The organism is Kitasatospora sp. NPDC036934 (genome assembly GCF_055608425.1).
This window is the reverse complement of sequence record NZ_JBVJQR010000065.1, coordinates 1-8327: the sequence shown is the minus strand read 5'-3', so window position 1 is coordinate 8327 and position 8327 is coordinate 1. Positions and strand designations below refer to the sequence as shown.

At 70.4% G+C, this 8327-nt stretch carries 6 protein-coding genes and 1 pseudogene; 4 read left to right on the top strand and 3 right to left on the bottom strand.

Annotated features, from left to right (window positions below; genetic code table 11):
• Positions 1-86: 86 nt before the first annotated feature.
• From ACZ7BZ_RS38125 to ACZ7BZ_RS38115, 3 genes and pseudogenes are all read right to left on the bottom strand, one after another.
• Positions 87-221 (bottom strand): annotated as a pseudogene (locus tag ACZ7BZ_RS38125) (family 1 glycosylhydrolase); the annotation flags it as partial.
• A gap of 70 nt (positions 222-291) precedes the next feature.
• Positions 292-1275, bottom strand: coding sequence for an acetylxylan esterase (locus ACZ7BZ_RS38120; protein WP_470362389.1), 984 nt, complete (start codon positions 1273-1275; stop codon positions 292-294).
• Between the two features lie 201 nt (positions 1276-1476).
• Positions 1477-4332, bottom strand: a complete 2856-nt coding sequence (locus ACZ7BZ_RS38115) for a glycoside hydrolase family 3 C-terminal domain-containing protein (RefSeq protein WP_470362388.1) — start codon at positions 4330-4332, stop codon at positions 1477-1479.
• 266 nt (positions 4333-4598) lie between these two features.
• Between ACZ7BZ_RS38115 and ACZ7BZ_RS38110 the strand changes: the two genes are divergently transcribed.
• The 4 genes from ACZ7BZ_RS38110 to ACZ7BZ_RS38095 all read left to right on the top strand — a co-directional run.
• Positions 4599-6215, top strand: coding sequence for an ABC transporter substrate-binding protein (locus ACZ7BZ_RS38110; RefSeq protein WP_470362387.1), 1617 nt, complete (start codon positions 4599-4601; stop codon positions 6213-6215).
• On the top strand, positions 6170-7159 hold the full coding sequence (locus ACZ7BZ_RS38105) for an ABC transporter permease (protein ID WP_470362386.1): 990 nt from the start codon (positions 6170-6172) through the stop codon (positions 7157-7159). The genes ACZ7BZ_RS38110 and ACZ7BZ_RS38105 overlap by 46 nt, the downstream gene beginning before the upstream one ends.
• A complete protein-coding gene (locus ACZ7BZ_RS38100) occupies positions 7156-8130 on the top strand; it encodes a carbohydrate ABC transporter permease (RefSeq protein WP_470362385.1) in 975 nt (324 codons plus the stop codon). Before ACZ7BZ_RS38105 ends, ACZ7BZ_RS38100 begins: the two co-directional genes overlap by 4 nt.
• A 94-nt stretch (positions 8131-8224) precedes the next feature.
• Positions 8225-8327, top strand: a 103-nt coding sequence (locus tag ACZ7BZ_RS38095; protein WP_470362390.1) for a LacI family DNA-binding transcriptional regulator, incomplete at its 3' end; no start/stop codon positions are given.

The following is an 8327-nucleotide window of genomic DNA, read 5'->3' as shown; positions in this document are numbered from 1 at the left end:
GTCCTCGCCGGCACGCACATCGCCGACCTCGGTGGCATACCGCGCCGTGACGCCCGGGCGCATCAACCAGTAGCCGTCGGTGAACTTCATCGGGCAGGTTCCTCCGTCCGCGCACGATGCGCGGTGATCAGACCCCGGAACCAGTCATAACTGTCCTTCGGGGTTCGGGTCAGGGTGTCGTAGTCGACGCGGACCAGGCCGAAACGCTGCCCATGGCCGACATCGGGGCCGATCGTGCGGCTCACCCTCATGAGGTCTCTCGTGAGCCGGGCACGGGTCACGGTGGTGCCGTCACCACGTGGGCGCCAGCCCGCGCTCGCGCAGCCAGGCCAGCTGGACGGGCGGGTTCGAGCCGCAGCCGCCGGCGTGGTCGGCGAACGGCCACACCGTCATGGTGCGGTCCTCGCCCGCGTAGTGGTTGAAGGCGGCGTAGACCGTCCGCGGCGGGCAGACCGGGTCCATCAGACCGACGCTGAACAGCGCCGGAGCGGTGGCCCGCCGGGCGAAGTTGACGCCGTCGAAGTAGGCGAGAGTGGCGAAGGCCTGCTGCACGCGCCCCCGGCTGTGCCAGCGCAGGTAGTTGACGAGCTCCTGGTAGGGCCCGTCCAGGGCGGTCTGCGCGCCCTCGCGGTAGTGGCACAGGAACGGCACGTCCGGCATCACCGCCGCCACCCGGTCCCCGCTGAGCCCGGCGACGGCGAGGGACAGGCCGCCGCCCTGGCTGCCGCCGGCCACGACGATCCGGCCGGCGTCGAGACCGGGCAGCTGCGCGACGGCGTCCACGGCACGCACGCAGTCGGTCATCAGCCGCCGGTAGTAGTAGTTCTCGGGGGAGTCGATGCCCTTGGTCATGAAGCCCCCGACCCACTGGGTGCCGTCTCCGATGCCCCGGTCCGGGGTGTCGTGGCCCTGGCCCCGGCTGTCGACGACGAGCTGGGCGCAGCCGGCCGCGGACCAGAACAGGTGCTCGGTGGGCAGCCCGCGGCCGCCGCTGTATCCCATGTAGGTGACGACGACGGGCAACGGGCCTTCCGCGTCGCGCGGGCGCAGCAGCCAGGCGGCCACCGGCTCGCCGTTCCAGCCGGGGAACCGTACGTCGTCGACCTCCACGGTGCGCAGTCCGTACTGCTCGGTGACACGTTCGGCCTTGACCGCGCCGCCGTGGGAGCGGGCTTCGGCGAGGGTCCGTTCCCAGAATGCGTCGAAGTCCTGCGGGGCGGTCGACTCGGGCCGGTAGCCGGCGAGTTCGTCGGCACCGAAGTCGGTGACGGGCATGGGCGATCCCTCCGGATGCTGCGAGTTCGAGGTCAGGTGATGGGGTGTGAGCAGTGACATGCGGGCCGCCTCCGGGCGGCTGGTGACTGCGGGTCGGCGCCCAGGCGGCCGGCGGGATCGCCCCGGGCGGTGAGCCGGGCTGGAACGGGTGGCGGCCCGTCTTCCCTCGGGACGGGCCGCCGGTCTGTGGGGTGGGAGGCCTCAGCCGGCCGCACCGAACCGGAAGGAGGAGAGCCGGTAGTCGCCGTGCAGGGTCAGGCTCAGGTCGTGCACGCCGTCGAGCGGGGCGGCGAGGTCGGCGGTGACCGTCGTCCAGGCGTAGCGGTCGCCGGTCACGGGCACCTCGACCTCGGCCACCACCCGCCCGCCGGACCGGACGTCGAGCCGGGCCGGCCCCGTCTTCCCGCCCTCGCGGGCGGTCTCGACCTCGACCCGGACGGCCCCGGAGAGGTCGACCTCGCGGAACAGCAGCGTCGCGGGCTGCCCGGGGTCGGTGGGGGTCACGGCGTCACCGTCGACGCGGGTGGCGTCGACGATGGTGATGTCGGTGTGGTCGTCGAAGTCGATGGCCTGGACGCTCCGTCCGACGACGGCGCGGGGGGTCGGCGCCGCCCCGGTCACGGTGAGCGGCACGACGAGGACCTCGTCCTCGGCCGACCTCGCCACGACGACCTCGTAGCCGCCGGGGTCGACGGCGAAGGCGCCCGTCGCGACGTCCCAGTGGGCGAACCGCTCGGCCGGCAGCCGGAACGTCAGCTCGCGGGTCTCCCCCGGCTCCAGGCGGACCTTGCGGAAGTCGGCCAGGCGCAGCCGGGGCGCCTCGTAGCGGGCGTTCAGGGCGCGGACGTAGACCTGGACGACGTCGCTGCCGGCGCGCCGGCCGCGGTTCTCCACGGTGACGGTGAGGTCGACCGCGCCGTCCGGGCCGATCGACGGCTGCGACAGCCGCGGGTCCCGGTAGGCGACGTCGGTGTAGGAGAGCCCGTGGCCGAAGGGGTAGAGGGTGGCACCCCGGTGGTACTGGTAGGTCCAGCCGGCCTTGATGATGTCGTAGTCGAGCGGGGCGGGCAGCGGGTCGTCGCCCCGGTACCAGGTCTGCGGCAGGCGGCCGGCGGGCTCGGCCCCGCCGAGCAGCACCGCGGCCAGCGCGTGTCCTGTTTCCTGCCCGCCGTGGGAGGTCCACACCACGGCGGGCAGGTGCTCGTCGGCCCAGTCGAGGGCGTACGGGTAGCTGCTCATCACGACCAGGGCGGTGTCCGGGCGGGCTTCGGCGACGGCGCGCAGCAGTTCCTCCTGCCCCTCGGGCAGGTCGATGTCGGCGCGGTCCTCGGTCTCGCGGCCGTTGATCAGCGGGTGGTTGCCGAGGACGACCAAGGCGACATCCGCGTTCGCGGCGGCCGCCCGGGCCTCGGCGATGCCGTCGCGCACCAGCTCGCGCTGCCAGCGCTCGGCGTCCTCGGCGCTCTCCGCGGTGACGCTCACCCGGCCGTCGGTCGGGTCCACGGCGGCGTAGCGCCCGGTGAAGACCGATCGCAGCAGCACCGTGTCGGGGCCGTCCGGTTCGATCCGGAAGGTCTCCTTGACGAACCAGCTCTTGATCACGTCCTGACCGGCCGCCAGGCCGTCGTCGTCCTGGAGGGACAGGAACCGACCGGTGTCGGCGGCGCGCAGGGTGGTGGCGCCTCCGCCCCAGTCGGTCACGTCGAAGGCGGACTTCCCGAGCAGCTCACCGGTGGTGCGCGAGCGGAGGGTGATGCGGTCCGAGCCCTCCACCGGGACGACCTCGCCGCCGTGGGCGCCGAGGGCCGCGGCCAGTCCGGTGGCGATGCCCACCTGGTACGGCAGGGTGCCGCTGTACCAGTCCTCGAAGAGGGTGTCGGCGAGCGGGCCGATGACGGCGATCCTGGGTGCGCGGGCCGGGTCGATCGGCAGCAGGCCGTTGTTCTTGAGCAGAACGGTCGACTCGGCGGCCGCCCTCCGGGCCAGGGCACGGTGTTCGGGGCTGTCGATCACCTCGGGGCCGATGCCCGTGTACGGGTCCAGTTCGGGGTCGAACTCACCGAGCCGCAGGCGCACTTCGAGCTGCCGCCGGACGGCGCGGTCGACGTCGGCCTCCTCGATCAGGCCGCGCTCCAGCGCCTCGCGCAGCCGGCCGATCACGGTGGCGCTGTCCTCGCCGTGGTCGGTGAAGTTGTCGATGCCGGCCTTGAGCGCGGCCGCGTGGGACTCGGCGTGGTCGTCGAAGTAGTGCTCCGGGTCGACCAGGTTGGAGGGGGCCTCGGCGTCGCTGACCACGAACAGCTCGTGGCCCGTCTGCCGGGCCCAGCGGCGCAGCTCCACCTCGATCAGCGGACTGACGTGACAGGGACGGCCGTTGACCAGGTTGTAGGCGGCCATCGCGCCGGTCGCGGCGCCGGAGGCGACGACGGGACGGAAGGCGGCGAGGTCGTACTCCTGGAGGACGCGCGGGCGCACCCCGGAGGAGGTGGTGCAGCGGTCGTCCTCGTTGTTGTACGCGAGGAAGTGCTTGAGCACCGGCGCGGTCCGCAGGTAGTCCGGGTGGTCGCCGGAGAGGCCCCGGCAGAACGCCTCGCCGACCCGCGCGGTGTGCACCGGGTCCTCGGAGTAGCCCTCCTCGTTGCGCCCCCAGCGCGGATCGCGCAGCAGGTTGAGCACGGGGGCCCAGGCCTGCAGGGAGTTGGGCCCGCGCTCGGGGCTGCCGACTGCCGGCGGGCGGTGGTAGTGGAAGGCCCGCAGTTCGGTCGAGACCGCCTCGGCGACTCCGCGCACCAGGTCCTCGTCCCAGCTGGCGCCGAGGCCGACGGCCTGCGGGAACACCGTCGCCACGCCGAGCCAGGAGACTCCGTGCAGGCCCTCGCTGCCGGTACGGAACGGGCCGAGACCCAGGCGCGGCACGGCCGGCGCGTACTGGTGGAGCATCGCGAGCCGTTCGTCGAGCGTGAGCCGCTGGAGCAGGTCGTCGACACGCTTGCGCGGGGAGAGCGTGGGGTTGCGGAAAGAAGGCAGGTCGGCTGCGGATGCCGGCACGGAACTCACGTGGAATACCCCTCGGACAGCTGGGCTCAGTGGTCAAGTCGAAGCGCCTCGACGCTGACACGACCCAACTGGCCTGTCAACTACCCGGGAAACAAAGGATTTTGATTTTGTTCAGCCTCTTGCTCAACCGGTAACGCGTCGTTAGTCTCGCCGAAACATTCAAGCGCTTCGACGCTTCGACGGAGAGGGGCCACGCCACCATGAGATCCGGGTTGAATCGCAGGAGCTTTCTGACCACCGCCGCCACGGTCGCGGGAGCCGCCGCGATGGCACCCCTGCTGTCCGCCTGCGGCGGCGGCTCGGACAAGAAGGCCGCGGCGAACACCAAGGAAGGCCTCAAGGCCGCCCTCCCGACCTACGTACCCAACACCAACGCGGTCAAGCCGGACATCCCCTCCGTGCAGGGCACCGGCGACGCCGCGACCGACCCGGCCTATCTCTCCTACCCGGCTTCCCCTCCCGCCAGCGTCTCCGGCGTTCCGGGCAAGGGCGGCAGCTACACGGCGATCACCCCGCTGTGGGGCACGGCCCCACCGGTCGACAACTCCTTCTACCAGGCGATGAACAAGGCGCTCGGGGTCGAGCTGACCGTCAAGCCGACAGACGGCATCAACTACAACACGATCATCCCGACGATGACCGCCGCCAAGAAGCTACCGGACTGGATCAACCTGCCGGCCTGGCTGAACTCCAACTTCAACACCGGCGGGCTGGTCGGCACCCAGCTCGCGGACCTGACCCCGTACCTGTCCGGCGACAACATCAAGAAGTACCCCAACCTGGCCGCGCTGCCCACCGGTGCCTGGCAGCACGGCGTCTGGGGCGACAAGCTCTACGGGATTCCCTGTTTCGCCACCAGCTTCGGCATTCCCGGCGCCACCTTCTACCGCCGGGACATCCTTGAGGCCCGGGGCATCACCGTCGACCAGGTGAAGTCCGCCGACGACCTGATGAACCTCGGCAAGGAACTGACCGACGCCAAAAGGGGCGTGTGGGCCTTCGACGACGTGTGGACCTACAACCAGTTCACCTGGAACGTCCCCATGAGGTGGAGGGTCGACAACGGCAAGCTGGTCCACCCGTTCGAGACCCAGGAGTTCCTGGAGGCCCTCGACTGGCACTACCGCCTGGCCACCTCGGGCTACATGCACCCGGACGCCCTCGCCGGCGACGTCTCCAACGGGAGCACCCGCTTCTACAGCGGGAAGACGCTCATCGGCGGCGGCGGCCTCGGCGCCTGGAACCTGTCCGACTACCAGTCCGGCACCGCCGCGGACCCGAATTACCGGCGCGGCGCGTTCAACGCCATCTCCGCCGACGGCAAGGGCACGCCGGTGATCTACATGGGCGCCGCCGCCGGCATGATCAGCTACCTCAACGCCAGTCTGAAGCCGGAGCAGATCCAGGAACTGCTCTCAGTCGCGAACTACCTCGCCGCGCCGTACGGCACGGCCGAGTACACCATGGTCAACTTCGGCGTCGAGGGCGTCCACCACACCCGGGTGAACGGCATGCCGACCTTCACGGAGGAGGGGAAGAAAGACGTCCAGGTGACGACCTACTCGTTCCTGGCCGCCTCCGGCTCCGTGATCAGCAACCCGGGCGGAGAGCAGGTCACCAGGGACTACGCGGGCTGGTCGGCCGCCAACGTCAAGTACCTCACCAAGCCGCCGTTCTGGGGCATGAACCTCAGCATGCCGCAGGCCATCGCCTCGGCCGATGCCGCGCAGAACGTCAACGACACCATCAAGGACTGCTACCACGGCAAGAAGAAGGTCTCCGACGTACAGGACGCCATCGCCAGCTGGCGCTCCGGCCCCGGGGAGCGGCTCAAGCAGTGGATGACCGACAACGTCCTCAACAAGTACGGCACCGGCCAGTGAGCACCGCGGCCCCCAAGCGCCCGGCCGAACCTGCGCGGCTCACCTGGCGGACCAGGCTGCGGCGCGACAAGTCCCTCCTGCTGATGACGGTCCCCGCGGTCGTCCTGCTCCTGGTGTTCAACTACGTGCCGCTGTTCGGCATCGTCACCGCCTTCCAGGAGTACGACCCGCTGGTCGGGGTCTGGCACAGCGAATGGGTCGGTTTCGACCAGTTCCAGCAGCTGTTCGGCGACCCGGCGTTCTGGGCCTCGATGAAGAACACCCTCTACCTCAGCTTCGTCCAGCTGGTCCTGTTCTTCCCGATCCCCATCGCCCTGGCCCTGCTGCTCAACTCGGTGATCAGCGAGCGGATCCGCAACTTCTTCCAGTCCGTGGTCTACCTGCCGCACTTCTTCTCCTGGGTGCTGGCGGTCACGATCTTCCAACAGATGCTCGGCGGCGCCGGCGTGCTCAACCAGTTCCTGCGCCAGCACGACATCGGCACCTGGGACATCATGACCAACCCGCACACCTTCGCGCTGCTGGTCACGTCGCAGGCGATCTGGAAGGAGGCCGGCTGGGGGATCATCGTCTTCCTCGCCGCACTGAGCGCGATCAACAGCGAGCTGTACGAGGCCGCGGCGGCGGACGGCGCCGGACGGCTGCGGCGGATGTGGCACATCACGCTGCCGGGCCTGCGCGGGGTGATCGTGCTGATGCTGGTCCTGCGGCTGGGCAACGCCCTGTCCGTGGGCTTCGAGCAGTTCCTGGTCCAACGCGACGCCGTCGGCCACGAGGCCGCGGACGTCCTGGACACCTTCTCCTTCTACTACGGCATCGCCACCGGCGGTTACAGCTACGGCGCGGCGGCCGGGCTCTTCAAGAGCGTGGTCTCGCTGCTGCTCATCTGGGGCGCCAACAAACTGGCGCACGCCTTCGGCGAGGACGGGCTGTACCGCAAATGACGAACGCACTCACCATGGGATCGCGGGGCGAGAAGCGCCGCGCCGCCACAGCAGCGGCCCGCCGCCGGGCCCGCTCCGCCCGCCCGCCCTGGGACGAGCCGCCCACCGCCGTCGGCCAGGCCGCCAAGGGCCTCACCCTCGGCGGAATGCTCGCCGTCATCCTGGTCCCGCTCTACATCATCGTCCTGACCAGCTTCTCCACCCCCGGCGCCATCAACCGGGCCGGCGGCCTGGTGATCTGGCCGGACGGCCTGACCACCGAGACGTACCGCCAGATGCTCAGCGACTCGACGATCATCACCGCGCTGGGAGTGAGCCTCGGGATCACCGTGGTCGGCACCGCGGTGTCCATGGCCGTCTCCATCCTGTGCGCCTACGGGCTCTCCCGGCCGCGCTCCCTCGGGCACCGCTTCGTCCTCCTGCTGCTGATCATCACGATGTTCATCAGCGGCGGTCTGATCCCGAGCTTCCTGGTCGTCACCGGCCTCGGCGGCTACGGCCAGTGGTGGGCGCTGATCCTGCCGAGCGCGGTCTCCGTCTTCAACATCCTGGTGCTGCGCGCCTTCTACCAGGAGACCTCCTCCGAGCTGATCGACGCGGCGCGGATGGACGGCGCCGGCGAGTGGCGGATCCTGTGGTCCGTCGTCCTACCCACCTCACGCGCCGTCACCGCCGTCACCGCGCTCTTCTACGCCGTGGGCTACTGGAACTCCTTCTTCAACGTCATGCTCTACATGCCGACGGACAGCGAGAAGTGGCCCCTGCAGTACGTGCTGCTCACCTACGTCAACCGGGCCAACGGCCTGCCCGGCTCGGTCAACTCCGGCTTCGGGCAGACCCACGCGCAGACCGCACCGCTGTCGCTGCAGATGGCGGTCGTGGTCCTCACCCTGGTACCCCTGGTGATCGTGTACCCGTTCGTGCAGAAGCACCTGCGCACCGGTGTCCTCACCGGCGCGATCAAGGGCTGAGCGGTCCGCACCGGCTCGCCGCGCCCCGCCGGGCCGGGACCGGAGCGGGACCGGGCCACGCCCTCAACGGAACGACATGGAGGAAGCCGGAGCAATGGTGAAACTCGCCGATGTGGCCAGGCACGCCGGCGTCTCGTCCAGCACGGTCAGCTACGCCCTCAGCGGCAAGCGCCCGATCTCCGACGAGACCAGGCTGC

Excerpts from the sequence above, each read along its gene's own strand:
- ACZ7BZ_RS38110 (WP_470362387.1), top strand. The coding sequence starts at position 4,599 with ATGGCACCCCTGCTGTCCGCCTGCGGCGGCGGCTCGGACAAGAAGGCC.
- ACZ7BZ_RS38120 (WP_470362389.1), bottom strand. The coding sequence starts at position 1,275 with ATGCCCGTCACCGACTTCGGTGCCGACGAACTCGCCGGCTACCGGCCC.
- ACZ7BZ_RS38100 (WP_470362385.1), top strand. The coding sequence starts at position 7,156 with ATGACGAACGCACTCACCATGGGATCGCGGGGCGAGAAGCGCCGCGCC.